General features: G+C 69.7%; 26 protein-coding genes. 14 read left to right on the forward strand and 12 right to left on the reverse strand.

Going from position 1 to position 23,992, the window contains the following annotated elements; translation table 11 throughout:
• A partial coding sequence (locus G3I53_RS12690) for a transglycosylase domain-containing protein (RefSeq protein ID WP_239063840.1) occupies window positions 1-2,462 on the forward strand: 2,462 nt, incomplete at its 5' end.
• Window positions 2,463-2,560: 98 nt separating this feature from the next.
• Window positions 2,561-4,072 (forward strand): glycosyltransferase 87 family protein, encoded by a 1,512-nt coding sequence (locus tag G3I53_RS12695; protein ID WP_164333656.1) that lies wholly within the window; start codon window positions 2,561-2,563, stop codon window positions 4,070-4,072.
• 180 nt (window positions 4,073-4,252) lie between these two features.
• Here G3I53_RS12695 and G3I53_RS12700 read toward each other — a convergent pair whose 3' ends face one another.
• The 3 genes from G3I53_RS12700 to G3I53_RS12710 all read right to left on the reverse strand — a co-directional run bounded on the left by G3I53_RS12700 (window position 4,253) and on the right by G3I53_RS12710 (window position 6,967).
• Complete coding sequence (locus tag G3I53_RS12700) at window positions 4,253-5,284, reverse strand: alanine racemase (protein WP_164333655.1); 1,032 nt, start codon at window positions 5,282-5,284, stop codon at window positions 4,253-4,255.
• Between the two features lie 82 nt (window positions 5,285-5,366).
• Window positions 5,367-6,488, reverse strand: a complete 1,122-nt coding sequence (femX, locus tag G3I53_RS12705; protein ID WP_164333654.1) for a peptidoglycan bridge formation glycyltransferase FemX — start codon at window positions 6,486-6,488, stop codon at window positions 5,367-5,369.
• A gap of 164 nt (window positions 6,489-6,652) precedes the next feature.
• Window positions 6,653-6,967 (reverse strand): hypothetical protein, encoded by a 315-nt coding sequence (locus G3I53_RS12710; RefSeq protein WP_164333653.1) that lies wholly within the window; start codon window positions 6,965-6,967, stop codon window positions 6,653-6,655.
• A 316-nt stretch (window positions 6,968-7,283) separates the two neighbouring features.
• On the opposite strand from G3I53_RS12710, the gene rpsF reads away from it, so the two are divergent.
• The 4 genes from rpsF to rplI all read left to right on the forward strand — a co-directional run bounded on the left by rpsF (window position 7,284) and on the right by rplI (window position 8,981).
• Window positions 7,284-7,574 carry a 30S ribosomal protein S6 gene (gene rpsF / locus G3I53_RS12715; protein WP_030420069.1) on the forward strand — a complete coding sequence of 97 codons (291 nt, stop codon included), beginning with the start codon at window positions 7,284-7,286 and terminating at the stop codon, window positions 7,572-7,574.
• Between the two features lie 74 nt (window positions 7,575-7,648).
• Entirely contained in the window at window positions 7,649-8,236 is a 588-nt protein-coding gene (locus tag G3I53_RS12720) for a single-stranded DNA-binding protein (protein ID WP_164438354.1), read from the forward strand.
• A gap of 43 nt (window positions 8,237-8,279) precedes the next feature.
• Complete coding sequence (gene rpsR / locus G3I53_RS12725) at window positions 8,280-8,516, forward strand: 30S ribosomal protein S18 (protein ID WP_003949403.1); 237 nt, start codon at window positions 8,280-8,282, stop codon at window positions 8,514-8,516.
• A gap of 18 nt (window positions 8,517-8,534) precedes the next feature.
• The gene (rplI, locus tag G3I53_RS12730) at window positions 8,535-8,981 is read left to right on the forward strand and encodes a 50S ribosomal protein L9 (RefSeq protein ID WP_164334484.1); all 447 of its coding nucleotides are present in this window, start codon (window positions 8,535-8,537) and stop codon (window positions 8,979-8,981) included.
• 127 nt (window positions 8,982-9,108) lie between these two features.
• Here the strand turns inward: rplI and G3I53_RS12735 are convergent, their stop codons facing one another.
• Window positions 9,109-10,446 (reverse strand): MATE family efflux transporter, encoded by a 1,338-nt coding sequence (locus tag G3I53_RS12735; protein ID WP_164334485.1) that lies wholly within the window; start codon window positions 10,444-10,446, stop codon window positions 9,109-9,111.
• A 458-nt stretch (window positions 10,447-10,904) separates the two neighbouring features.
• Here G3I53_RS12735 and dnaB point away from each other — a divergent pair, with 458 nt between their 5' ends.
• Together dnaB and G3I53_RS12745 are read left to right on the forward strand one after the other, a co-directional pair.
• On the forward strand, window positions 10,905-12,383 hold the full coding sequence (dnaB, locus tag G3I53_RS12740) for a replicative DNA helicase (protein ID WP_164334486.1): 1,479 nt from the start codon (window positions 10,905-10,907) through the stop codon (window positions 12,381-12,383).
• A 64-nt stretch (window positions 12,384-12,447) separates the two neighbouring features.
• Entirely contained in the window at window positions 12,448-13,833 is a 1,386-nt protein-coding gene (locus G3I53_RS12745) for a serine hydrolase domain-containing protein (protein WP_164334487.1), read from the forward strand.
• A gap of 78 nt (window positions 13,834-13,911) precedes the next feature.
• Here the strand turns inward: G3I53_RS12745 and G3I53_RS12750 are convergent, their stop codons facing one another.
• Both G3I53_RS12750 and G3I53_RS12755 read right to left on the reverse strand, forming a co-directional pair.
• Window positions 13,912-14,364 (reverse strand): GNAT family N-acetyltransferase, encoded by a 453-nt coding sequence (locus G3I53_RS12750; RefSeq protein ID WP_164334488.1) that lies wholly within the window; start codon window positions 14,362-14,364, stop codon window positions 13,912-13,914.
• A 48-nt stretch (window positions 14,365-14,412) separates the two neighbouring features.
• Window positions 14,413-14,877 carry a MarR family transcriptional regulator gene (locus tag G3I53_RS12755; protein WP_164334489.1) on the reverse strand — a complete coding sequence of 155 codons (465 nt, stop codon included), beginning with the start codon at window positions 14,875-14,877 and terminating at the stop codon, window positions 14,413-14,415.
• A 142-nt stretch (window positions 14,878-15,019) separates the two neighbouring features.
• Here G3I53_RS12755 and G3I53_RS12760 point away from each other — a divergent pair, with 142 nt between their 5' ends.
• A complete protein-coding gene (locus G3I53_RS12760; RefSeq protein WP_164334490.1) occupies window positions 15,020-16,225 on the forward strand; it encodes an MFS transporter in 1,206 nt (401 codons plus the stop codon).
• A gap of 109 nt (window positions 16,226-16,334) precedes the next feature.
• Window positions 16,335-16,757, forward strand: a complete 423-nt coding sequence (locus tag G3I53_RS12765) for a heme-binding protein (RefSeq protein WP_164334491.1) — start codon at window positions 16,335-16,337, stop codon at window positions 16,755-16,757.
• 75 nt (window positions 16,758-16,832) lie between these two features.
• On the opposite strand, the gene G3I53_RS12770 is transcribed toward G3I53_RS12765, so the two are convergent.
• Window positions 16,833-17,699, reverse strand: a complete 867-nt coding sequence (locus tag G3I53_RS12770; RefSeq protein ID WP_164334492.1) for a GNAT family N-acetyltransferase — start codon at window positions 17,697-17,699, stop codon at window positions 16,833-16,835.
• Window positions 17,700-17,846: 147 nt separating this feature from the next.
• Here G3I53_RS12770 and G3I53_RS12775 point away from each other — a divergent pair, with 147 nt between their 5' ends.
• Window positions 17,847-18,476 (forward strand): HAD-IB family phosphatase, encoded by a 630-nt coding sequence (locus tag G3I53_RS12775; RefSeq protein WP_164334493.1) that lies wholly within the window; start codon window positions 17,847-17,849, stop codon window positions 18,474-18,476.
• Between the two features lie 8 nt (window positions 18,477-18,484).
• Here the strand turns inward: G3I53_RS12775 and G3I53_RS12780 are convergent, their stop codons facing one another.
• The 5 genes from G3I53_RS12780 to G3I53_RS12800 all read right to left on the reverse strand — a co-directional run bounded on the left by G3I53_RS12780 (window position 18,485) and on the right by G3I53_RS12800 (window position 22,211).
• The gene (locus tag G3I53_RS12780; RefSeq protein WP_164334494.1) at window positions 18,485-18,967 is read right to left on the reverse strand and encodes an NUDIX hydrolase; all 483 of its coding nucleotides are present in this window, start codon (window positions 18,965-18,967) and stop codon (window positions 18,485-18,487) included.
• Between the two features lie 81 nt (window positions 18,968-19,048).
• A complete protein-coding gene (locus G3I53_RS12785) occupies window positions 19,049-19,954 on the reverse strand; it encodes a LysR family transcriptional regulator (RefSeq protein WP_164334495.1) in 906 nt (301 codons plus the stop codon).
• Window positions 19,955-20,180: 226 nt separating this feature from the next.
• Window positions 20,181-21,341: a cystathionine gamma-lyase gene (locus tag G3I53_RS12790; RefSeq protein ID WP_164334496.1), complete on the reverse strand. Its 1,161-nt coding sequence runs from the start codon at window positions 21,339-21,341 to the stop codon at window positions 20,181-20,183.
• Window positions 21,338-21,829, reverse strand: coding sequence for a low molecular weight protein-tyrosine-phosphatase (locus tag G3I53_RS12795; RefSeq protein ID WP_164334497.1), 492 nt, complete (start codon window positions 21,827-21,829; stop codon window positions 21,338-21,340). Before G3I53_RS12795 ends, G3I53_RS12790 begins: the two co-directional genes overlap by 4 nt.
• Window positions 21,830-21,833: 4 nt before the next feature.
• Window positions 21,834-22,211: a phage holin family protein gene (locus G3I53_RS12800; protein WP_164334498.1), complete on the reverse strand. Its 378-nt coding sequence runs from the start codon at window positions 22,209-22,211 to the stop codon at window positions 21,834-21,836.
• Window positions 22,212-22,270: 59 nt separating this feature from the next.
• Between G3I53_RS12800 and G3I53_RS12805 the strand changes: the two genes are divergently transcribed.
• The 3 genes from G3I53_RS12805 (at window position 22,271) to G3I53_RS12815 (ending at window position 23,977) form a co-directional block, all read left to right on the forward strand.
• Window positions 22,271-22,588 carry a cupin domain-containing protein gene (locus G3I53_RS12805; RefSeq protein ID WP_164334499.1) on the forward strand — a complete coding sequence of 106 codons (318 nt, stop codon included), beginning with the start codon at window positions 22,271-22,273 and terminating at the stop codon, window positions 22,586-22,588.
• A 147-nt stretch (window positions 22,589-22,735) separates the two neighbouring features.
• Entirely contained in the window at window positions 22,736-22,948 is a 213-nt protein-coding gene (locus G3I53_RS12810; RefSeq protein WP_164334500.1) for a DUF5326 family protein, read from the forward strand.
• Window positions 22,949-23,251: 303 nt separating this feature from the next.
• Window positions 23,252-23,977: an IclR family transcriptional regulator C-terminal domain-containing protein gene (locus G3I53_RS12815; protein WP_164334502.1), complete on the forward strand. Its 726-nt coding sequence runs from the start codon at window positions 23,252-23,254 to the stop codon at window positions 23,975-23,977.
• The last annotated feature ends 15 nt before the right edge of the window (window positions 23,978-23,992 follow it).

Here is a 23,992-nt window from a genome sequence, read left to right on the forward strand (position 1 = left end):
GCCGGGCCGGCGCCGCCGGGCCGGGCCGGGGCAGAGGGCGCGCGGCGCCGCCTGCCCGGAAGGGGATCATCGACTACCCGCGCCACGACAAGTACGGCTGGCGCCGCTGGATGCCGTCCTGGAGGCTGGTGTCCGGTCTGTGCATCGCCTTCTTCGGTGGTCTGGTGGCCGTGGCGGGGATCGGGTACGCCATGGTGGACGTGCCGAACGTTGCCCTGACGGCCAAGGCCCAGAACAACGTCTACTACTGGGCCGACGGTTCGCAGATGGTCGCCACGGGTGGTGAACGGAACCGCCAGATCGTCAATCTCTCGCAGATCCCCAAGGCGATGCAGAACGCGGTCATCGCCCAGGAGAACAAGACGTTCCGCGACGACAGCGGCATCGACCCGAAGGGCATCGCCCGCGCAGTGTTCAACATGGCGCGCGGTGGCGAGACGCAGGGTGGTTCCACCATCACCCAGCAGTACGTGAAGAACGCGATGCTCGACGACCAGTCGCAGACGATCTCCCGCAAGTTCAAGGAGATCTTCGTTTCGATCAAGGTGGGTGCCACCGAGGACAAGGACACGATCCTCGAGGGCTACCTGAACTCCGCCTACTACGGCCGGGGCGCGTACGGCATCCAGGCGGCCGCCCGGGCCTACTTCAACAAGGACGCCATCGAGATGAACGAGGGCGAGTGCGCCCTCCTCGCGGCGGTGCTCAAGGGAGCCACCTACTACGACCCGAACGGTACGCCGTCCATCGACCCGGTCGGTGCCAGTCCCGCGGCGAACAAGAAGCGTGCCCTGGCCCAGATGCAGGACACGCTGGACAAGATGGTCGAGTACAACCTGCTGGACGCGGAGACCAGGGCCAAGTACCCCAAGCTGCCCAAGGTGCAGAACCCCCGGTCGAACACCGCGCTCAGCGGCCAGATCGGTTACCTGGTCGACCTCGCCAAGGCGTACATCGTCAACAACAGCGAGGAAACCGGGATCACCTCCAGCAAGCTGGAGCAGGGCGGTTACTCGATCTACACGACCTTCGACAAGAAGAAGGTGCAGGAGCTCGAGAAGTCGGTCCAGCGGGTCTACAAGGCGAAAATCAAGCCCGAGGAGCGCCCGGACACCGACACCCATGTCCAGTTCGGCGGTGCGTCGGTGGATCCCGCCACCGGAGCGATCAAGGCCATCTACGGCGGCGTGGACGCGACCAAGCATTTCACGAACAACGCCGACGCGACCGGTGCCCAGGTCGGTTCGACCTTCAAGCCCTATGTGCTCGCGGCGGCCATGAAGTGGGGCGTGCGTGACCCGGATCTGGACGAGGTCCAGGCCCAGGACGAGCGCACCATCGTCTCCCCGAAGAGCCTGTACAACGGCAAGAACAAGCTCAAGATCAAGAATTACGACGGGTCGATCTGGCGGAACGAGAAGGGCGAGGAGTGGCTGCAGGTCAATGACGGCGACGAGTCCTACGGTTCTCCGCCCGACTACAAGATCGACCTTCGCGAGGCCATGCGCGAGTCCGTGAACTCCTCCTTCGTCCAGCTCGGCATGGATGTCGGTCTGGACAAGGTCAAGGAGGCCGCGATCGATTCCGGCGTTCTGGAGTCGAGCCTCGCGGGCACGAACTACCCGTCGTTCTCGATCGGTACCTCCAACCCCAGTGCGATCCGCATGGCGGGCTCGTACGCCACCTTCGCGGCCAGCGGCAAGCAGCGCGACCCGTTCTCCGTCAAGAAGGTGACGAGCAAGGAAGGCACCGTCTTCACCCACAAGACCGAGACCAAGCAGGCCTTCACCGCTCAGGTCGCGGACAACGTCACGGACATCCTCAAGACCGTGGTGGAAGAGGGAACCGGTACCAACGCGCAGCTCCCGGGCCGCGAGGTCGCCGGAAAGACGGGTACCACGGACGGCAACAAGTCGGCCTGGTTCGTCGGATACACCCCGCAGCTGTCGACCGCGATCAGCATGTTCCGGTACCCCGACGACGAGTCGATCAAGAACCGCCAGTTCCTGGAGATGTTCGGGACCGGTGGGGAGAAGAAGATCCACGGTGCGTCGTTCCCGTCCCAGATCTGGGCGGACTACATGCAGGACGCGCTCAAGGGCCAGGCCCCGAAGTCGTTCCCGACCCCCGAGCCGATCGGCGAGGTCGTGAACGACGAACCGACGCCGAGTCCGACTCCCACGCCCACCGAGACCGAGTCGGAGACGCCGTCCGCGCCTCCCAGCTCGACACCGCCCCCCACCATCCCGACGCCCACGCAGCCGACCAACACCTGCCGGCCGTTCGACTTCAACTGCGACGACGATGACGACTCGGGCGGCAACGGCCCGGGCGGCGGGGACGACGGCGGCCAGGACGGCGGAGTGCCCACCTCACCGACACCGACACAAACCGATGGCGGTGGAAACAACAGAGGCCAAGGAAACAACAACGGTGGCCTCTTCGGAGGACCTGGCGGTTAGTCCGACTGCGGACCGTTCTGGGTGTTTCACGTGAAACATGGGCCGTCGTACCCCTCGGGTGCGGCGGCCCTCCGCCATTCACGGCCGGGTACGGCAGGATGTGCGCCATGCCCAGTGGAGAATCGACGCGCGCGAGCGTTCACGAGCCGGACGCGGTGGGGCCGACCAGGGAGGACGAGGTGGCTGCCGCCGGCAGCGAGCTGATCGGCGGTCCGATCGGACGTCGTGTCCTGCGCGGCACGTCCTGGTGGACGCCGGTCCGGGTGATCGCGCTGGTGGCGATCGGTATGTTCGCCCTCGGCCTGGTCCAGAAGGCGCCCTGCTACAACGGCGCCTGGTTCTTCGGCGCCAGTGCCCAGTACACGCACGCGTGCTATTCCGACATCCCGCACCTCTTCCAGGGGCGGGGCTTCGCCGACGGGCTCCTGCCGTACTTCGACCAGCTGCCCGGTGACATGCAGTACCTCGAGTACCCGGTGCTCACCGGTGTGTTCATGCAGGTCGCCGCCTGGCTGACGACCGGTGACGGCAGCATCCAGCACCAGGAACAGTGGTACTGGATGGTCAACGCCGGGATGCTCATGGTCTGCGCCGCGGTCATCGCCGTCTGCGTGACGCGCACCCACGCCCGCCGGCCCTGGGACGGCCTGCTGGTCGCGCTGGCGCCCGCTTTCGCCCTCACCGCGACCATCAACTGGGATCTCCTGGCCGTCGCCCTGACCGCTGCCGCGATGCTCATGTGGTCGCGGGGCCGTGCCCTCGCCTTCGGAGTCCTGCTGGGCCTCGCCACGGCCGCCAAGCTGTATCCCTTCCTGCTCCTCGGGCCCCTGCTGGTGCTGTGCTGGCGCGCGGGCCGGTGGCGGGAGTTCGGAACCGCCCTGGGCGGTGCCGTCGTGGCCTGGGCGGTCGTGAACGGGCCCGTCATGCTGTTCGCCTTCGACGGCTGGTCGAAGTTCTACACGTTCAGCCAGGAGCGCGGGGTCGACTTCGGCTCCTTCTGGCTGATCATGGCGCAGAACTCGTCCGACCCGCTGAGCACGGAGACCGTCAACACGCTCGCCACCCTGCTGATGCTGCTGTGCTGCGCCGGGGTGGCCGCGCTCGGACTCATGGCGCCCCGGCGACCGCGTTTCGCCCAGCTCGCCTTCCTGATCGTCGCGGCGTTCATCCTCACCAACAAGGTCTACTCGCCCCAGTACGTGCTGTGGCTGGTCCCGCTGGCCGCACTGGCCCGGCCGAAGTGGCGGGACTTCCTCATCTGGCAGGCGTGCGAGGTGGCGTACTTCCTCGGCATCTGGATGTACCTCGCGTACACGACCAGCGGCGACGCGCACAAGGGTCTGCCCGCCGACGGCTACCACTGGGCCATCGGTCTCCACCTGCTGGGGACCGTCTACCTGTGCGTCATGGTGGTGCGGGACATCCTCCTGCCGGAACGTGACCCGGTCCGCCGGTCCGGGGACGACGACCCTTCCGGAGGGGTGTTCGACGGGGCTGAGGACGCGGTGGTGTTCGGGCCCGCCGCACGTCCTGCGCAGCCCGTCGCGCACGCCGGGAGAACGATGGTGGAGTGGGGCAGGACGGCGGGAACCGTGGGGCGTTCTCTCTGAGCGAACACCCGCCTCGGGCCGTCGGCATCCCTGTCCGAGAGACAGGTGAAGGGCCGTACACGGTGCACTCCGTGTACGGCCCTTCGTGTCCTGCGCGGCGCCGGGCAGTCCCGGGCCGCTACGCCGGCCGGACGGTGCCGTAGGGCACCTCAGCGGCTCTCAGCGCCGTCTCCGCGGCCCTCAGCGGTCGAGGAGACGGTCGAACTGTGTGGTGGTGTGCCGCAGATGGGCCACCAGTTCCTCGCCGACCTTCGGCTCCGGCGCGTCGGAGGGCACGAACAGGATCGACACCTGCATGTGCGGCGGCTCGGCGAACCAGCGCTGCTTGCCGCCCCAGACGAACGGGGAGAGGTTCCGGTTGACCGTGGCGAGACCCGCGCGCGCGACGCCCTTGGCCCGCGGCATGACGCCGTGCAGCGCCTTGGGAGCCTCCAGGCCCACCCCGTGCGACGTGCCGCCCGCCACGACCACCAGGAAGCCGTCGGAGGCGGCCTTCTGCTGCCGGTAGCCGAACCGCTCCCCCTTGGCCACGCGCGTGACGTCCAGGACCGCTCCGCGGTACTCGGTGGCCTCGTGGTCGCCGAGCCACAGCCGCGTGCCGATCCGGGCGCGGAACCGGGTCTGCGGGAACTGCTGCTGCAGCCGCACCAGTTCGTCGGCCTTGAGGTGGCTGACGAACATCGTGTGCAGCGGCAGGCGTGCCGCCCGCAGCCGGTCCATCCACCCGATGACCTCCTCGACGGCGTCCGAGCCGTCGGTGCGGTCCAGCGGCAGGTGGATGGCGAAGCCCTCCAGGCGGACGTTCTCTATGGCGGAGTGCAGCTGGGGCAGGTCCTGCTCGCTGACGCCGTGGCGCTTCATCGACGACATCACCTCGATGACCACGCGGGCACCGACCAGGCCGTAGACGCCGTCCACCGACGACACCGAGCGGATGACCCGGTCGGGCAGCGGGACCGGCTCCTCCCCCCGCCGGTACGGGGTGAGCACCAGCAGGTCGCCGCCGAACCAGTCCTTGATCCGGGCGGCCTCGTACGTGGTGCCGACGGCGAGGATGTCGGAGCCCAGCCGTGTGGCCTCCTCCGCCAGCCGCTCGTGGCCGAAGCCGTAGCCGTTGCCCTTGCAGACCGGGACGAGCCCGGGGAACTGCTCCTGCACGTGCTTGTGATGCGCCCGCCAGCGCGCGGTGTCGACGTAGAGCGTGAGCGCCATGGCCGGACCGGAACCTTTCTCGTGGCTGCGGTGTATCAGAGGTGTGGAAGGTGTCGATGCCGTCGGAGCGACGGCCATGGAATCAGCGGCGCGACATGTAGATGTCGAGCGCCTTGTGGAGCAGCTTGTTCAGCGGGAAGTCCCATTCGCCGAGGTACTCGGCGGCCTGGCCGCCGGTGCCCACCTTGAACTGGATCAGCCCGAAAAGGTGGTCCGTCTCGTCCAGCGAGTCGGAGATCCCGCGCAGGTCGTAGACGGTCGCCCCGAGCGCGTAGGCATCGCGCAGCATCCGCCACTGCATCGCGTTCGAGGGCCGGACCTCGCGCCCGATGTTGTCGGAGGCGCCGTAGGAGTACCAGACGTGCCCGCCGACGATGAGCATCGTCGCCGCGGACAGGTTCACGCCGTTGTGGCGGGCGAAGTACAGCCGCATGCGGTTGGGGTCCTCGGAGTTGAGGGCCGTCCACATGCGCTGGAAGTACGACAGCGGGCGGGGCCGGAAGTGGTCGCGCACGGCCGTGATCTCGTACAGCCGCTGCCATTCCGCGAGGTCTTCGTAACCTCCCTGGACGACCTCGACGCCCGCCTTCTCCGCCTTCTTGATGTTGCGGCGCCACAGCTGGTTGAAGTTCTTGTGGACCTCTTCCAGGGACCGGTTCGCCAGGGGCACCTGGTAGACGTAGCGCGGCTGGACGTCACCGAATCCGGCGCCGCCGTCCTCGCCCTGCTGCCAGCCCATGCGGCGCAGCTTGTCGGCGACCTCGAAGGCGCGCGGTTCGATGAAGTCGGCCTCCAGGTCGCGCAGACGCTTCACGTCCGGGTCCTGGATGCCCTTCTTGATCGTCGCCGCCTCCCAGCGGCGGATGACCACCGGGGGGCCCATCTTCACCGAGAAGGCGCCCTGCTGCTTCAGGTGAGCCAGCATTGGCTCGATCCATTCCTGCAGATTCGGCGAGAACCAGTTGATGACCGGGCCCTCGGGCAGGTAGGCGAGGTAGCGCTTGATCTTGGGGAGCTGCCGGTAGAGGACGAGGCCGGCCCCGACCATCTCGCCGGTCCGCTCGTCGAACCAGCCGAGGTTCTCCGAGCGCCATTCCGCCTTGACGTCCGCCCAGGCCGGGACCTGCATGTGACTCGCCGACGGCAGGCTCTGGATGTATGCCAGATGCTGCTCTCGACTGATGGTCCTCAGGGTCAGGCTCATTCGGGGCGCTCCTCGGGCTGGTGTGTCCCCATGGGTTCAGGGGCTCCGGCTCTCGCGCGAAGCCTACTGCGCCCGGGGAGCGGCCCGGTTGGGCGCACGGAACCTCCGCCCCGGCCTGTCAGCGGCCGGGGCGGGACCCGGTATGGGGAAGGGGGTTCCGGGCGTCAGTCGAAGACGCCGCCGAACAGGCCGCCGTGCGCCATGCCGAGGAAGAAACCGACTGCCGAGGCGCCGAGCCCGAGGATGAGGCCGAAACGCTGCCGCGTCGTCTCGGAGATCCACTGGCCGTACGCGCCGGTGAGGATGCCCACCAGGCCGGTCCAGGACGTAAGCAGGTGCAGATGGTGGAACATCGCCGTGATGAAGGACGTGATTCCCAGTACCAGGGTCACCACGAGCAGGGTGTCCTGGACTGGGTGGGGCTTTCCGTCCGTGGCGAAGAGCCCTCCGACGGTGTTGGGTCGCATTGCCTGTGCCATGGGGCACCTCCTGCGAAAGGCGGCGCATCGTAGCGCCATACACACCCGATGTGTACAGACTGACCGGCTCCCCGGCCTGATTTCAACCGGAAGCCGCTGTCCGGGTACCCTGTAGCGTCTGCACCGGTGTCTGTCCGGACAGAAACGGGAAGGCGCGGGGCTCGGACCACGGTCCGCCGCCGCCGGCCCGGGGCCGCCGCCCGACCTCCATTGTCAGTGGCGGCTGTTTTACTGACAGGCATCGTTGCGCAACGCATCACGACCCTCCTGCCACGGAACGACCGTGGCCGCTGAGTCCAAAGGAGGTGGGTTCCACATGCGTCACTACGAGGTGATGGTCATCCTCGACCCCGATCTCGAGGAGCGCTCTGTCTCCCCGCTGATCGAGAACTTCCTTTCTGTCGTCCGTGACGGCGGCGGAAAGGTCGAGAAGGTCGACACCTGGGGCCGTCGTCGTCTCTCGTACGAGATCAAGAAGAAGCCCGAGGGCATCTACTCGGTCATCGACCTGCAGGCCGAGCCTGCGGTCGTCAAGGAGCTCGACCGCCAGATGAACCTGAACGAGTCGGTCCTCCGGACCAAGGTCCTCCGTCCCGAGAACCACTGAGCTCCCGCTCAGCTGTTCCGGGATTCGAGTAGCAGCACCAGCAGCCAGCAGCAAACCCGCCGAGAGGTTCCCCCATGGCAGGCGAGACCGTCATCACGGTCGTCGGCAACCTTGTCGATGACCCCGAGCTGCGCTTCACCCCGTCCGGTGCGGCCGTCGCGAAGTTCCGTGTCGCGTCGACCCCCCGCACCTTCGACCGTCAGACCAATGAGTGGAAGGACGGCGAAAGCCTGTTCCTGACCTGCTCCGTCTGGCGTCAGGCGGCGGAGAACGTCGCCGAGTCGCTTCAGCGAGGCATGCGCGTGATCGTGCAGGGCCGACTGAAGCAGCGGTCCTACGAAGACCGTGAGGGCATCAAGCGCACGGTCTACGAGCTGGACGTCGACGAGGTCGGCGCCAGCCTGCGCAATGCCACGGCCAAGGTCACCAAGACCACCGGCCGAGGTGGCCAGGGAGGCTACGGCGGCGGTGGCGGTGGCGGCCAGGGTGGCGGCGGCTGGGGCGGCGGCCCCGGTGGCGGCCAGCAGGGCGGCGGCGCTCCCGCCGACGACCCGTGGGCGACCGGTGCTCCCGCCGGCGGCCAGCAGGGCGGCGGTGGTGGCGGCGGCTGGGGCGGTGGCTCCGGCGGCGGTGGCGGCTACTCGGACGAGCCCCCCTTCTAGGCGGGGCCGCACCCACACTTCTTGATCACACAGGAGAAACACCATGGCGAAGCCGCCTGTGCGCAAGCCTAAGAAGAAGGTCTGCGCGTTCTGCAAGGACAAGGTCACGTACGTGGACTACAAGGACACGAACATGCTGCGGAAGTTCATTTCCGACCGCGGCAAGATCCGTGCCCGCCGCGTGACCGGCAACTGCACGCAGCACCAGCGTGACGTCGCCACGGCCGTCAAGAACAGCCGTGAGATGGCGCTGCTGCCCTACACCTCCACCGCGCGATAAGGGAAGGGTGACCGACTCATGAAGATCATCCTCACCCACGAGGTCTCCGGCCTCGGTGCCGCGGGCGACGTCGTCGACGTCAAGGACGGTTACGCTCGCAACTACCTGGTGCCGCGGAAGCTCGCTATCCGCTGGACCAAGGGTGGCGAGAAGGACGTCGAGCAGATCCGTCGTGCTCGCAAGATCCACGAGATCCAGACCATCGAGCAGGCCAACCAGGTCAAGGCGCAGCTCGAGGGCGTCAAGGTCCGTCTGGCCGTCCGCTCCGGTGACGCCGGCCGTCTCTTCGGTTCCGTCACCCCGGCCGACATCGCTTCCGCGATCAAGGCCGCCGGTGGTCCCGAGGTGGACAAGCGCCGCATCGAGCTGGGCGCGCCGATCAAGACGCTGGGCGCCCACGAGACGTCCGTGCGTCTGCACCCCGAGGTTGACGCCAAGGTCAACATCGAGGTCGTCGCGGCCTGAGTGCCGCGCTCGCTGATGCAGTGAGCAGGGGCCGCACCCTTCGGGGTGCGGCCCCTCGCGCTCTCCGGAGTGGTGGGCTCGCCCGGCCTCGCTCAGTAACGGGCGGTTTCACGTGAAACGGGCGGCGTCAGCGGGTGGCCCCTGTGACGATCCAGCGACCGGACCGGGTGCGGAGCCACAGGGTGACCAGACGCACGCTCATCATGAGCGTCATCGCCGCCCACAGGGCGGTCAGTCCACCGCCGAACACGGGGACCAGGAGTGCCACGGGAGTGAAGACCGCCAGGGTCGCCAGCATCGCCCAGGCCAGGTAGGGGCCGTCGCCGGCGCCCATGAGGACGCCGTCCAGGACGAAGACGATTCCGGAGACGGGCTGGGACAGGGCCACGATCACGAGCGCGGGCAGGGCCACATCCGTGACCGTCGAGTCGCTGGTGAACAGCGGCAGGAAGAGCGGGCGGAAGATCACGACCAGCGCGCCCAGGACCACGCCCACCGCGATGCCCCACTCCACCATGCGACGGCAGGCCTCCCGCGCTCCGTCGGCGTCACCGGCTCCGAGGTAGCGCCCGATGATGGCCTGACCGGCGATGGCGATGGCGTCGAGGGCGAAGGCGAGCAGGCTCCACAGGGAGAGGATGATCTGGTGAGCCGCCATGTCGGCATCCCCGAGGCGGGCGGCGACGGCTGTTGTGATCATGAGGATGGCCCGGAGGGAGAGCGTGCGCACCAGCAGGGGCGCACCTGCCTGGGCCGAGGCCCTGATGCCGGCCAGGTCCGGGCGCAGGGAGGCTCCGTGCTTGCGGGCACCCCGCACCACGACGACGAGATAGACGGCGGCCATGCCGCACTGAGCGATGACCGTGCCCCAGGCGGAGCCCGCGATGCCGAGGCCGACGCCGTAGACGAGCACCACGTTGAGGATGCCGTTGGCGAGGAAGCCTCCCGTGGCGACGTACAGCGGGGTTCTGGTGTCCTGGAGGCCCCGCAGGACACCGGTCGCGGCGAGAACGACCAGCATGGCCGGGATACCCAGCGCGGAGATCCGCAGATAGGTGACGGCGTAGGGCGCGGCTGTGCTGGAGGCACCGAAGAGATCGATGAGGGCGGGAGCGGTGGGCAGGACGACGGCGATGACGCCCACACCCAGCAACAGGGCGAGCCAGATGCCGTCCATTCCCTGGCGGATCGCCGCGGGAAGGTCACCCGCGCCGACCCGCCGGGCGACGGCTGCCGTGGTGGCGTAGGCCAGGAAGACGAAGACGCTGACGGCCGTCATCAGCAGCGCCGAGGCGACGCCCAGACCGGCGAGCTGCGCCGTGCCCAGATGGCCGACGATGGCACTGTCGGCGATCACGAAGAGGGGCTCGGCGACGAGGGCCCCGAACGCCGGAACGGCCAGCAGGACGATCTCTCGGTCGTGCCGACGCCGCGCGGCTCGGGGGCTCGGAGGGGCCTGTGTCATGTGCACCAATCTAATCGTCCACAGGTAAGAGATGCAAAGCTTGTGCGCTCCTTACCTGATCCCACAGGGTGTGTCGTTGCGTACACCGCCGACCGTGATCTTGGTCCGACTGGGGAAGTTTTTCTTCTGCACAGCCGGTGGACGGTAAGCATGCAGGTCAGAGCGTTTCTTCGAGGTGGGAGTCGGGCTTGTTCACAAGGCTGTCCACGGGGTCGTGCACAGGTTTGGCGGAGTTCTCCACAGCAATGGGCCGGTCGTCCACATGGCCTGTGGATAACCAGATTGGCTGACGGTGCCGACGGGCCTACGGTGGTCCGGCGTCCCGCTCCCCCCGCCGATTCCGGAATCGCCACATATCCGGCGCGCGTCAACCGGAGTTGGGCCTCTTACTTGTCAGTGCCGTGCCGTAGAAATAGGGGCGTGGCGAGGTCCGCTCGCGGACGGGAGGAGGTGGCTCGGTGAGCATTTCCGAGCCCTTGGACGATCCGTGGGCCGACAGCGGTCCCAGTGATCGTCTGCCTGCCTCCCGCCGTCGTGACGAGGGAGGCCGCGGCCGCGACGAACAGCACGACCGCGGCCGGGACACCGGCGGGTGGGACGGCGGAGCCCCGGCGTTCGAGCGGGTGCCTCCCCAGGACCTCGAGGCCGAGCAGTCGGTGCTGGGCGGCATGCTGCTGTCCAAGGACGCCATCGCCGACGTGGTGGAGATCCTCAAGGGACACGACTTCTACAAGCCGGCCCACGAGACCATCTACACGGCGATCCTGGACGTCTATGCCAAGGGGGAGCCGGCCGACCCCATCACCATCGCCGCCGAACTCACCAAGCGCGGTGAGATCAACAAGGTCGGCGGTGCCTCGTACCTGCACACCCTGGTGCAGACGGTGCCCACGGCGGCCAACGCGGCGTACTACGCGGAGATCGTCCACGAGCGCGCGGTGCTGCGCCGCCTGGTCGAGGCGGGCACGCGCATCACCCAGATGGGATACGCGGCCGACGACGACGTCGACGAGATCGTCAACCGTGCCCAGGCCGAGATCTACGCGGTCACCGAGCAGCGCACCAGCGAGGACTACCTGCCGCTCGGGGACATCATGGAGGGCGCCCTCGACGAGATCGAGGCCATCGGTTCCCGCAGCGGTGAGATGACCGGCGTCCCCACCGGGTTCACGGACTTCGACTCGCTCACCAACGGCCTGCACCCCGGTCAGATGATCGTCATCGCCGCCCGTCCCGCCATGGGCAAGTCGACGCTCGCGCTGGACTTCGCCCGCGCGGCGTCGATCAGGCACAACCTGCCGAGCGTCGTCTTCTCGCTCGAGATGGGGCGCAACGAGATCGCCATGCGCCTGCTGTCCGCCGAGGCCAGGGTCGCCCTGCACCATATGCGGTCCGGCACGATGACCGACGAGGACTGGACCCGGTTGGCGCGCAGGATGCCGGACGTGTCCGCGGCACCGCTGTACATCGACGACTCCCCGAACCTGTCGATGATGGAGATCCGCGCCAAGTGCCGTCGTCTCAAACAGCGCAACGACCTGAAGCTGGTCGTCATCGACTACCTGCAGCTGATGCAGTCGGGCGGTTCCAAACGGGCCGAGAGCCGCCAGCAGGAGGTCTCCGACATGTCCCGGAACCTCAAGCTGCTCGCCAAGGAGCTGGAGATCCCGGTCATCGCGCTCTCCCAGCTCAACCGTGGCCCCGAACAGCGCACCGACAAGAAGCCGATGGTCTCCGACCTGCGCGAGTCGGGTTCCATCGAGCAGGACGCCGACATGGTCATCCTGCTGCACCGGGAGGACGCCTATGAGAAGGAGTCCCCTCGGGCCGGCGAAGCCGACCTGATCGTGGCCAAGCACCGTAACGGTCCCACGGCGACCATCACGGTGGCCTTCCAGGGCCACTACTCGCGCTTCGTGGACATGGCCCAGACGTGATGGGGCCGGTGCGACGCGCCGCAACCCGCCGCGGTGCCACGTGAGCACCTGCTGAACTGGTCGTATGACGACACCTCAGGAAGAACTGCTGCCGTCCACCCGGAGGGCGTTGCTGCACCGGATCGCCGCCGCACAGGCCGACGGGCGGGCACCGTCGGTCGTCGCCGCCGTGGTGCGGGGCGGGCGGACGGTGTGGACGGGCGCGCGGGCCTGGTCGGGGGAGGCGGTACCGGACGCCGACACGCAGTACCGGATCGGTTCGATCACCAAGACCTTCACCGCGGTCCTGGTGCTCCGGCTGCGCGACGAGGGCGTGCTCGATCTGGAGGATCCCCTGGAGAAGCACCTCCCGGGTACCGGTGCGGGGAAGGCGACCGTCGCCGAACTGCTCGCGCACGCCGGGGGGCTGGCCGCCGAGACGCCCGGCCCCTGGTGGGAGCGGACGCCCGGAGCCCTGCGGCCGGAGCTCGCCGACGTGCTGGGGGAGCGTCCGGTGGTGCATCCCGCCGGGCGGCGGTTCCACTACTCCAACCCGGGCTACGCGCTGCTCGGTGCGCTGGTGGAACGGCTGCGGGGCGCGTCGTGGGAGGACGTGCTGCGGCGGGAAGTGCTCGAACCGCTCGGCCTCCCGCGAACCGGCGTGCGGCCTCTGGCCCCGCACGCGGACGGCTGGGCGGTGCACCCGTGGGCCGACGTGGTGCTGCCCGAACCCGCCGAGGACCTCGGACGGATGGCACCGGCCGGGCAACTGTGGTCCACCGTCGGCGACTTGGCCCGCTTCGCGGACTTCCTCGTCCGGGGTGACGAGCGAGTGCTGGGCGCCGCGTCCCTGGGCGAGATGAGGACCCCCGCGGCCCCTGCCGAGGCGGCGGACGTGGCCGGCGGGTACGCGTACGGACTGGGCATGGAGCTGCGTCACCAGGAGGGGCGGGCGCTGGTCGGGCACACCGGGTCACTGCCCGGCTTCCTCGCTTGTCTCACGATCGGGGTGGAGGACGACGTGGCCGCGGTGGTGCTGGCCAACTGCACCGCCGGGATCCCGGTGTTCTCGCTCGCCGCCGACCTGGTCCGCACCGTGGCCGAGGCGGAACCTCGCATCCCCGCCCCTTGGCAGCCCATGAGGGAGGCGGATCCGGAACTGCTGGAACTCGTGGGCCCCTGGTACTGGGGCACCCAGGCTTACGCCCTGAAGCTGTCGGCCGACGGTCTTCTCTCGCTGGAGCCTCTGTCCGGCACGGGTCGCCGCTCGCGCTTCCGGCCGAACGGCGACGGCACCTGGACGGGCTTGGAGGGCTACTACGCCGGGGAGGTCCTGACGCCCGTGCGACGCCCCGATGGTTCGGTGGGGCATCTGGATGTCGGTTCCTTCGTGTTCACCCGGAGGCCCTACGACGGCAACGCCCCGGTGCCGGGTGGGGTGGACCCCGAAGGGTGGCGGGGGACCGGGTGACGACCGGAACCCGTACCGCAACGCGGTGAAGGGTGCTGTTTCACGTGAAACAGCACCCTTTCCGTCCGTTCGGCCGTGCTACAGCGGCAGCTTGAAGCCGACGTGGGACGCCGTGAAGCCGAGCCGCTCGTAGAAGCGGTGGGCGTCGGCGCGTGTCTTGTCCGAGGTGAGCTGGACCAGCTGGCAGCCCTGGCGGCGGGACTCGTCGATCGCCCACTCGATGAGCTGGGTTCCCAATCCGCTGCCGCGTTCGTCGGCATGGACGCGGACCGCTTCGATGACCGACCGGGTGGCGCCGCGTCGGGACAGCCCCGGGATGACGGTGAGCTGCAGGGTGCCGACGACGCGGCCTGCGCGGACGGCCACGACCAGGTGCTGGTGGGGATCGGCGTCGAGCCGCTCCCAGGCGGCCAGGTACGGACCGAGGTCGTCCGGGGACTCGCGCTGGGCACCCAGCGGGTCGTCGGCGAGCATGCCGACGATCGCGGGGATGTCGTCGGCCACCACGGCGCGTATCTCAAGATCTGTCATGGCCGCACCCTATGCGGACGGGGGACGGCATGATCCGGCGCAAGGCCCTCAGGCCGGAACGGGAGCCTTCAGGGTCTCCACCGCGCGGACGAGGGGGGCGAGGTCGGGATTCTTCGCCGCCTCGTCGAGGGCCTGCCGCAGGGCGCTGTCATGCGTGGGCCGTGCTTCCTCGAGGAGGGTCAGCCCGGTCTGCGTGACGTTGGTGTAGATGCCGCGCCGGTCGGTGGGACACAGGTAGCGCTCGAGGAGGCCGCGGTCCTCCAGCCGGGTCACCAGACGGGTGGTGGCGCTCTGGCTGAGCACGACCGCGTCGGCCACCTGCTTCATCTGCAGGTGCCCGCCTTCACCGTCGTGCTGCCGGCTGAGCACGTCGAGCAGGGAGTACTCGCGCACGCTCAGGCCGTGTCCTGCCTGGAGGGCGCGCTCGACGTGCGACTCGATCCTCCCGTGCAGCAGGGAAAGCGCCCACCAGCCCTCGGCCAGGGCGGTGAGGGTGGGATCCGTGGCGGTCATGGGGCCTTGTCCTCCGTCCAGGAGCTGCTGCATCCAGCGTAGAGCACCGACGCAATAGACCGCGTTTGAAAGTAACCTGCGCTTGCAACTATTGTCTCCACACGTAAAGCGCTACTGCAATCTTTCGGAAGGTCCACCCCCCATGCCTCTCGCGCTGCTCGCCCTTGCGATCGGGGCCTTCGGTATCGGCACGACGGAGTTCGTGATCATGGGCTTGCTGCCCGAGGTCGCCGGTGACTTCGGGGTCTCGATCCCCACGGCCGGGCTTCTCGTCACCGGTTACGCGCTCGGCGTCGTGTTCGGTGCCCCGCTGATGACCGTGCTCGGCACCAGGGTGTCCCGCAAGCGGATGCTGATGCTGCTGATGGGCCTGTTCGTCGTCGGGAACCTGGTCTCGGCCCTGGCTCCCGCCTTCGGAGTCATGCTGGCCGGCCGCGTCGTCGCCTCCCTGGCCCACGGCGCCTTCTTCGGCATCGGCTCCGTGGTCGCGGCCGACCTGGTCGCTCCCGACCGGAAGGCCGGTGCCATCGCCATGATGTTCACCGGGCTGACCGTCGCCAACGTCGTCGGCGTCCCCTTGGGCACCCTCGTCGGTCAGTCCATCGGCTGGCGGGTCACTTTCGGCATCGTGGCCGCCCTGGGCGTGATCGGCCTGGCCGGCATCGCCGCGCTGGTCCCCGACGTGTCCAGGCCCGAGGGAGTGCGGCTGCGCCACGAACTGGCCGCGTTCAGGAACGTACAGGTCCTGCTGGCGATGGCCATGACCGTCCTGGGCTTCGGCGGTGTCTTCGCGGCCATCACCTACATCGCGCCGATGATGACCCACGTCGCGGGCTTCGCCGACGGCTCCGTCACCTGGCTCCTGGTCCTGTTCGGCCTCGGCATGGTCGGCGGCAACCTCATCGGCGGCAAGTACGCCGACCGCGCCCTGATGCCCATGCTCTACGTGTCGCTGGGGGCCCTGGCCGTCGTCCTGGCGCTGTTCACCCTGACCGCCCACCACAAGGTCCTCGCCGCCGTGACGATCGCCCTGGTCGGCGCCCTCGGCTTCGCGACCGTCCCGCCGCTGCAGAAGCGGGTGCTCGACCAGGCCCAGGGGGCTCCCACCCTGGCCTCGGCCGTCAACATCGGCGCCTTCAACCTCGGCAACGCACTCGCGGCCTGGCTCGGTGGCGCGGTGATCGCGGCCGGCCTCGGCTACACCGCCCCCAACTGGGTGGGCGCGGCCCTCGCCGGGAGTGCTCTGGTGCTCGCCGTGGTCTCGGCCGCCCTGGAGCGCCGTGACCGGGAGCTGCCCGCTGCTGCACCGGCGGTCCCCGCCGAGCGGCCGGTCACCGTCCAGCACTGATGAGCCCGACGGACGGCCCCGCGGCACGACCGTCCGGGACCGGCAGGTCGGCCAGGCCGCGCCGTCCCCTGCACCACCCGGTTTCACCCCGACATCGAGGAGTATGCGCATGAGCACCACCACAGCCGTCGCCCCGCTGACCACGGCGGACGCCGAATCCCTTGTCGCCGCGGCATCCCAGGCCGCAGAGGCCGCCGGTGTCCCGGTCAGCGTCACCGTGCTGGATGCCGGAGGACACCTGCTCGCCTTCCGGCGGGACGACCGCGCCGTGCTGATCTCCGGCGAGACCAGCACCCGCAAGGCGTACACCGCCCTGCAACTGAACGCCCCGACCGCCGATCTCGTCGAGGCGGTGCAGCCCGGCGCCCTGTTCCACACCCTGCCCACGGCGCTCGACCGGCCGCTCCTGTTCATCGCCGGGGGCGTTCCCGTGCACCGCGACGGGCGGCTGATCGGCGCGATCGGTGTCGGGGGCGGGGCCCCGGAGCAGGACCACACCGTCGCGACGACTGCGGCGGCGGCCGTCGTCTGACAGGAACGCCCGACAGAGACCGCCCCTGCCGGCTGTGCACCGGAGCCGGCAGGGGCGTCCGTACGCCGGAGGGCGTCAGCCCGCCGCGACCGTCAGCGGCGCGAAGCGACGGGTCCAGTCCCCGGGCAGGTCCGTGATGCCGTAGGTCATGACGGCGTTGAACGCGACGGACGCCAGGCCCCGGTCCTTGGCCCAGTCCAGAAGCTCCTCGTGGCGTACGTCGATGTCCGTGCGCAGCGGACGGTCGGTGCTGTCGGCGAGGGAGCCGATCAGGGCCCGGGCGGTGGCCGTGTCGCGGGCGATGAGCGGGCCCACGACATGGGTGTCCATGTTGGGCCAGGCCGCCGCGTACCCCGTGAGCCAACCGTCCTCCTCGGCGACTCGCACCTGGTCGGCAAAGGCCGGCAGCCGGGTGACGACATGGGTGCGGCCCGCGCCGAACACCTCCTCGTCGAGTCGCAGGATGGCGGGCAGATCCTCGGCCGTCGCGGCGCGGGTGGCGATCCCGGTGTCGTCCGGGCCGGGGCGGAAGCGTCCGCGCAGCATCTCCGCCCGGCCGGTGACCTTGAAGCCGAGTTCTTCGTACAGCGGTTGGCCGGCAGGGGTGGCGTGGAGGGTCAGTGGGGTGGGGCCCATGTCCGTGACGACATGGCGCATCAGGCGGCGCCCGACCCCCTGCCGTGCATGCCGTCCGGCGACCAGGACCATGCCGATGGCCCCGAGTTCCGGGCGGGTCCCGTTTCCGTACTCGGTGACGACGCAGGCGGCGACCAGGCCGCCGTCGGGGTCGTCGATGCCGTAGCCCTTCCCGGCGGAGAGCAGGAGCCCCCACTTGTGTTCCTCCCGTGGCCAGCCCCGGTCCTCGGACAGGTCGGCGCACGCGGTGAGATCGCGGAGGGTCAGGTGGCGGATCGGCAAGGAGGCGAGCGAAGGTGTCGGCACGAGGGTCACCCTGGCCGACCGGGACCCTCGCCGTCCACCGGATATGGGGGGCCGCACGGCCTTTCGGACAGAGGTGTCCGGACCCTGTCCCGACGTGTGGCGCGCGGTATGTTTCACGTGAAACGGACCCCGTTACCCTCGTGCCCCATGACACGGCTGCATCTGTTCGACCTGGACGGCACACTGCTGCACGGCACCTCGGCGCCGGTCGAGATCTCCCGGCAGCTCGGCCTGGAGGCGGAGACCGTGGCGCTCGACCGGGCGATCTCCTCGGGCCGGATCGGGCCCCCGGAGTACGCGACACAGGTGCACGCGCTGTGGGCGGGCCTCACCGAGGCACATGTCGTCGCGGCGTTCGAGGCGGCTCCGTGGTTGTCCCGTATCCGGGAGGTGTGGGCGGAGATCACGCGTCGGGGCGACTACTGCGCGGTGGTCTCGCTGTCCCCGTCCTTCTTCGTGGAGCGGCTCACCAGCTGGGGCGCCCATGCCGCACACGGCTCGGTCTTCCCTGCCGTGCCGTTCACCGAGCCGGTGGACCCGGCGGGTGTCCTCAGTGCGGCGGCGAAGGTGCGGATCGCGGACCGGTTGTGCGCGGAGTTCGGTGTGACCCGGGCGGATTGCGTCGCCTACGGCGACTCGATGTCGGACCTCGATCTGTTCGGCGCGGTGCCCGTCTCCGTCGCGGTCAACGCCGACCGCCACCTGACCGGTCTGGCGACCCACGCCTACACGGGAAGGGACCTCTGGGAGGCCTACGAGCAGGTGCGCGCCGCCTGACCTCCCGGTCAGCCCAGGTCGGGGGCGTGCATGGCGCGGACACCTTCGATGTTGCCGTCCAGGTAGTGGCGCAGGGAGAGCGGCACGAGGTGGACGGAGGCGATGCCGACCCGGGTGAACGGCACGCGGACGATCTCGTACTCGCCGGCGGGTTCTTCGACCTCCGGGCCGTGCCGGAGCGAGGGGTCCATCGACTCCAGGCGGCACACGAAGAAGTGCTGCACCTTGACCCCGGTGGCGCCGCCGTCCTCACCGATGTGCTCCACCGTGTCGACGAAGCACGGCACGACATCCGAGATCTTCGCGCCGAGTTCCTCGTACACCTCGCGGTGCAGGGCGTCGACCACGGTCGAGTCCCCCGGCTCGACCCCGCCGCCGGGTGTCACCCAGTACGGGTCGACGCCGGGCTTGGTGCGCTTGATCAGGATCAGATGGTCGTCGTCCAGCAGAACCGCACGGGCGGTGCGCTTGACCACGGGTCGGACGGTCATGCTGGAAATGTGGCCCGGTTGGTTCCACGTGAAACATCGCCCCCACCGGGGCTCGGCGTCCGACGCGTGTCCTTGGCCCGGTCAGCACCAGTCGGTGGCCGCCCGCTGCAGCCAGTCGTGGGCGCGTGCCACGTGCGGCAGGGCCAGGGTGCCCGTACGGACCACCAGGAAGTAGGTGCGCAGCGGTGGCACCGCCGGCTCGTGCAGGGCCCGCACCGCACCCCGTTCCAGCGCCGACGTGCACAGATAGCGGGGCAGCACCGCCAGCCCCGCCCCGGCGACGGCGCAGGCCAGCACCGCGCGCAGGTCGGGGACGATGACGTCGCCCGGGGAGGCGGGGCGGGAGTCGAAGACCGAGGCCCAGTAGCGGGAGACGAGGGGCAGCGACTCGTGCACCTCGATCACCGGGACCTGCTCCAGGGCGGAGGGCCCGGTCCGGCGGAGCGTGCCGTCGCCGATCCGGTCGGCCCAGCGTGGAGCGGCGACCAGGACGTGCTCCTCGTCGCACAGAGCGGACGCGGACAGCAGGGCGCCGCGTGGCCGGACCGTGCTGATGGCCAGGTCGTGATGGCCCGCGGCCAGGCCCTCCAGGGCCTCTTCGGCGGTGCCGAAGGAAGCGCGCAGGGCCAGGCTGCGGCCGTCCTCCCCGGTCAGACCGGTCAGGGCGGGCAGGACCCGCTCGGCGACGAACTCCGCTGGGCCGGCCAGGTGCAGGGTGCGTAACGAGGCGTTCTCTTCGAGTCCGGTCTCGGTGATCTCCACCAGGGCGTCGAGGTGCGGTGCCGCTTTGTGGGCGAGTTCGTCGCCGATGGTCGTGGGGGTGACACCGCGGGCCTGGCGGAGGAACAGGGGACGGCCGAGCTGTCGCTCAAGTGTCCGGATCTGGGAGGTGACGGCCGGCTGGGAGAGCCCGAGCAGCGCGGCGGCCCGCGTGAAGGAGCCGGCCCGGTGCACGGTCACGAACGTCCGTAACAAGGCCAGATCCACAGCATTCTCTCCCTTGTCCGCACCGGCTCGTCTCCCCCGGGCGGGTCCAACTATAAATATGTCGATAGGTCGCTGTCGTTCCTGTGATTGGACACTGACAGTGAGTCAACTAGCCTTGGTCGCGCGGTTCTTCGCGCGCAGAACCGAGGACGGTCCGAGCCACGAGGGGGGAGGCTCGGACCGTCCGTCAGGGCACCGGGGCGTCGGCCGGCCGCGTGGGACCGCGTCAGTCCGCCGACGTGTCCAGGGCGTGCAGGACGTCCGCCACCAGGTCGTCCGCGTCCTCGGCGCCGACGGAGAACCGGATGAAGCCCTCCGGCACGGCGTCCCCGCCCCAGCGCCCACGACGTTCGGCCGTCGAGCGGACCCCGCCGAAGCTGGTCGCGCCGTCCACGAGCCGCAGCGCGTCGAGAAAGCGTTCCGCGCGGGCGCGCGTCGGCAGCGTGAACGACACCACGCACCCGAACCGGCGCATCTGCCGCGAGGCGACCGCGTACGAGGGATCGTCCGGAAGCCCCGGGTAGCGCAGCCCCGTCACCTCGGACCGTTCCCGCAGCGCCCGGGCCAGGGTGAGCGCGGTGGCGTTCTGCCGGTCCACCCGCAGCTGGAGCGTGGCGATGGAGCGGTGCGCCAGCCACGCCTCCATCGGGCCGGGAATCGCACCGGTGATCTTGCGCCACCGCCGTACGGCCGCCATGGCCGTGGCGTCGCGTCCGGTGACGTACCCCAGGAGGACGTCACCGTGCCCGGTGAGCTGCTTGGTGCCGCTGGCCACCGCGAAGTCGGCGCCGAGCTCCAGCGGGCGCTGGCCGAGGGGAGTCGCCAGCGTGTTGTCGACGGCGACCAGGGCCCCGCGCGCGTGGGCCTCCTCGGCGAGGCGCCGGATGTCGCACACGTCGAGGCCGGGGTTCGACGGGGTCTCGATCCACAGCAGTTTCGCCCCGTCGAGCACGTCGAGCTGGGCGTCGCCGCCCGTCGGCGCGGTCCGGACCTCGATGCCGTAGGTCTCCAGCTGGGCGCGTGCCAGGGGCAGCGCCTGGTAGCCGTCGTCCGGCAGGACCGCCACGTCACCGGCGCCCAGCTGGGAGAAGAGCACCGCGGAGACGGCAGCCATGCCGGAGGCGAAGACCAGGGTCTCGACGCCGTCCTGCTCCGGCGCCTCGAGTTCGCCGATGGCCTGTTCCAGCAGGGTCCAGGTCGGGTTCTCGTCCCGGCCGTAGGTGTAGGGGCCGGTGGGGTCGCCGGGCAGGTGGAAGTGGGCGGCGAACACCGGTCCGGGCAGGGTCGGCTCGTACTTGGCCGGCTCGGGGAGCCCGGCCCGCACCGCGCGTGTCCCGTCCCCGGGTCGGGGCGCCGCGGAGCCTTCGCCCGTCGTCGGGTCGCTCATGCCGCCTTCCCTTCCACCCGCTCGCGGACGGCTGCGAGCAGTCCGGTGCTCGCCGCCTCCACCATCGCCAGGCACGCGTCGAACCCGTCGTCGTCCCCGTAGTAGGGGTCGGGCACGTCGAGGTCGTCCGCCGCCGCGGGGTCGTACGAGCGCAGCAGGCGGACCTTCGCCGCGTCCCGCTCGGTGGGAGCGAGCCGGCGCAGGGCCCGCAGGTGGCCGGAGTCGAGCGCGACGACGAGATCGAGGCGGGCGAACCACGACGGGTCGAACTGCCGGGCCGTGTGGGCGGTGCCGTAGCCGTTCTCCCGGAGGACGGTCACCGCGCGGGGATCGGCGCCGTCGCCCTCGTGCCAGCCGCCCGTGCCGGCGCTGTCGACCTCGACCAGGCCGTCCAGTCCGGCCTCCGCCACGCGTGCGCGGAAGACGGACTCGGCGATCGGGGAGCGGCAGATGTTGCCGGTGCACACGAAACAGACGCGGTAGGTCATGTGCTCAGTCTCCGTCGGGCAGGACGAGGTTCAGCGCCCAGGAGACGACCGAGATGATCAGGCCGCCGAGGACGGCGGTCCAGAAGCCCTCCACGTGGAAGCTGAGGTCGAGCACCTCGGCGAGCCAGGAGGTGAGCAGCAGCATCAGCGCGTTCACCACCAGGGTGAACAGACCGAGCGTCAGGATGAGCAGGGGCATGCTGAGGAGCTGCACGATCGGCTTGACCAGGACGTTCACCACGCCGAAGATCAACGCGACGAGGATCAGGGTGCCGGCCTTCTTGCCCGTACTGTCACCGGTGAGGGTGATGTTGTCGAGCAGCCATACCGCGACGGCCAGGGCGCCGGCGTTGGCGATCGTCTTGACTAGGAAATTCATCATGTGTCTGATCGTGGCAGACACGATCGGACCTGGGCAGTGAGGTGGGGGCGGGCATCGCCATGAAGGCATTCCGGCTGGACGAACTGGAGGCCGAGCGGGCCGCGAACGACGGCGCGTACCTGCAGTTCCTGCGCGAGCGGAACATGTCGGTCGGCCTCTACGCGCTGGACGCGGGGGCGCAGGACCCGCAGCAGCCGCACCAGCAGGACGAGGTGTACTTCGTCGTCAGCGGACGTGCGACGATCACCGTGGGCACGGAGACCACGGAGGTGGCGCGCGGCAGCGTCGTGTACGTCCCGGCCGGTGTCCCGCACAAGTTCCACCACATCAGCGAGGATCTGCGGGTGCTGGTGGTGTTCTCTCCCCCCGAGAGCTGAGGCGGGCTCCGGGGTTCCCTAGGGGACCGCTCAGGGGCAGACAAGGGATACGCCGCCCCCATCGGCTCGCCGGCCGACCTAGCATCGAGTGCAGGACATCATCGACACGACCCGCACCCGACGGGCGGAGAGGTAAGGACGAGGGCCATGCGAGAGATCTTCACGGGACTGCCGTGGTGGGTGAAGTGGATCGCGGTGCCGGTCATCGCCCTGGTCGTGTTCGGCGGCCTGATAGCGAGTGTGGTCGGCTTCGTGATCGGACTGCTCTTCAAGCTGCTGGTGTTCGTCGCCCTGGTCGGCGGACTCATCTACGTCGTACGGAAGTTCATGACGGGCTCCTCGTCGCGCAGCGACTGGTGAACCCACGGGGAACCGGTGCGGCGGTGACGCCCGTCACCGGTTCCCTCGGGCGGGGGAAGTTTCCCCGGCGGACCGGTCACGTGCGGTGACGGACGGTTAGAGTCCACAACGCGGCGTGGGGCGCTTTCCCGCGAGTGGCCCGCACGCCCGCCCGTGTTCCCCGCACGGGTCGCCCCTCGCCTTCGGGAGTGATCCTTGGCCCCGGCCGACACCGCCCCTGCCCACGTGGCCTCCGTCCCCTCGCAGCCCGGCGCGCCGGAGTCCGCCACCACGGCCCTGCCCACCGCGACGCTCATCGGGTCGGTGCAGCGTGCGCTGCGTCTTCTGGAGTGCGTGGCGGGACACGCGTACGGGGCTCCCGCCAAGCAACTGGCCCGCGAGACCGGCCTGGCGCTCCCCACCACCTACCACCTGCTGCGCACCCTGGTGTTCGAGGGATACCTGCGCCGGGACAAGGGGCTGTTCTTCCTCGGGGAGGCAGCCGAGCGGCTGAGCAGCAGCGGGGCGCGGCAGAAACGTCGCACCACGTTCGTGGACGCGCTCGCCCGCTGGCGGGACGTCCTCGGAGCACCCGTCTACTACGCCGTGTACCGCGAGGGCGAGATCGACCTGCTGTGCGTCTCCGACACCCCGGCGCATCCCGCCGTGGAGGAGTGGGCCGCCTTCCGGGAGACCGGCCACGCCCACGCCATCGGCCAGTGCCTGCTGTCCCAGCTCGGCGAGGAGGAGCGCCGTGACCACCTCGCCCGCCATCCCGTCCGGCCGGTCACGCCGTACACGGTGCGCGACGGGCACAGTCTGCTCCGCCGCCTCGACCGGTCCTACCGCGCGGGCGTGGTGACGGAGCGCCAGGAGTACGCGGTGGGCACGGTCTGCGCGGCCGTCCCCGTCACCGTCGGCGGCACGGCGGCGGCCATCGCCATTTCGTTGCCCGCACACCAGGTCGATCGTCTGCTGCCCGCGGCCCAGCGGCTGCAGGCGGAAGGAAGCCGCTCGGTCGGGTCGCTCGCACTCTCTATCAGTATCTGAAAACTTACTCCTTGT

Origin of the sequence: Streptomyces sp. SID14436 (assembly GCF_010548465.1) — a bacterium.
Taxonomy (GTDB): domain Bacteria; phylum Actinomycetota; class Actinomycetes; order Streptomycetales; family Streptomycetaceae; genus Streptomyces.

Excerpts from the sequence above, each read along its gene's own strand:
- G3I53_RS12695 (WP_164333656.1), top strand. The coding sequence starts at position 2,561 with ATGTGCGCCATGCCCAGTGGAGAATCGACGCGCGCGAGCGTTCACGAG.
- G3I53_RS12700 (WP_164333655.1), bottom strand. The coding sequence starts at position 5,284 with ATGGCGCTCACGCTCTACGTCGACACCGCGCGCTGGCGGGCGCATCAC.
- femX (WP_164333654.1), bottom strand. The coding sequence starts at position 6,488 with ATGAGCCTGACCCTGAGGACCATCAGTCGAGAGCAGCATCTGGCATAC.
- G3I53_RS12710 (WP_164333653.1), bottom strand. The coding sequence starts at position 6,967 with ATGGCACAGGCAATGCGACCCAACACCGTCGGAGGGCTCTTCGCCACG.
- rpsF (WP_030420069.1), top strand. The coding sequence starts at position 7,284 with ATGCGTCACTACGAGGTGATGGTCATCCTCGACCCCGATCTCGAGGAG.
- G3I53_RS12720 (WP_164438354.1), top strand. The coding sequence starts at position 7,649 with ATGGCAGGCGAGACCGTCATCACGGTCGTCGGCAACCTTGTCGATGAC.
- rpsR (WP_003949403.1), top strand. The coding sequence starts at position 8,280 with ATGGCGAAGCCGCCTGTGCGCAAGCCTAAGAAGAAGGTCTGCGCGTTC.
- rplI (WP_164334484.1), top strand. The coding sequence starts at position 8,535 with ATGAAGATCATCCTCACCCACGAGGTCTCCGGCCTCGGTGCCGCGGGC.
- G3I53_RS12735 (WP_164334485.1), bottom strand. The coding sequence starts at position 10,446 with ATGACACAGGCCCCTCCGAGCCCCCGAGCCGCGCGGCGTCGGCACGAC.
- G3I53_RS12745 (WP_164334487.1), top strand. The coding sequence starts at position 12,448 with ATGACGACACCTCAGGAAGAACTGCTGCCGTCCACCCGGAGGGCGTTG.
- G3I53_RS12750 (WP_164334488.1), bottom strand. The coding sequence starts at position 14,364 with ATGACAGATCTTGAGATACGCGCCGTGGTGGCCGACGACATCCCCGCG.
- G3I53_RS12755 (WP_164334489.1), bottom strand. The coding sequence starts at position 14,877 with ATGACCGCCACGGATCCCACCCTCACCGCCCTGGCCGAGGGCTGGTGG.
- G3I53_RS12760 (WP_164334490.1), top strand. The coding sequence starts at position 15,020 with ATGCCTCTCGCGCTGCTCGCCCTTGCGATCGGGGCCTTCGGTATCGGC.
- G3I53_RS12765 (WP_164334491.1), top strand. The coding sequence starts at position 16,335 with ATGAGCACCACCACAGCCGTCGCCCCGCTGACCACGGCGGACGCCGAA.
- G3I53_RS12775 (WP_164334493.1), top strand. The coding sequence starts at position 17,847 with ATGACACGGCTGCATCTGTTCGACCTGGACGGCACACTGCTGCACGGC.
- G3I53_RS12780 (WP_164334494.1), bottom strand. The coding sequence starts at position 18,967 with ATGACCGTCCGACCCGTGGTCAAGCGCACCGCCCGTGCGGTTCTGCTG.
- G3I53_RS12790 (WP_164334496.1), bottom strand. The coding sequence starts at position 21,341 with ATGAGCGACCCGACGACGGGCGAAGGCTCCGCGGCGCCCCGACCCGGG.
- G3I53_RS12795 (WP_164334497.1), bottom strand. The coding sequence starts at position 21,829 with ATGACCTACCGCGTCTGTTTCGTGTGCACCGGCAACATCTGCCGCTCC.
- G3I53_RS12800 (WP_164334498.1), bottom strand. The coding sequence starts at position 22,211 with ATGATGAATTTCCTAGTCAAGACGATCGCCAACGCCGGCGCCCTGGCC.
- G3I53_RS12805 (WP_164334499.1), top strand. The coding sequence starts at position 22,271 with ATGAAGGCATTCCGGCTGGACGAACTGGAGGCCGAGCGGGCCGCGAAC.
- G3I53_RS12810 (WP_164334500.1), top strand. The coding sequence starts at position 22,736 with ATGCGAGAGATCTTCACGGGACTGCCGTGGTGGGTGAAGTGGATCGCG.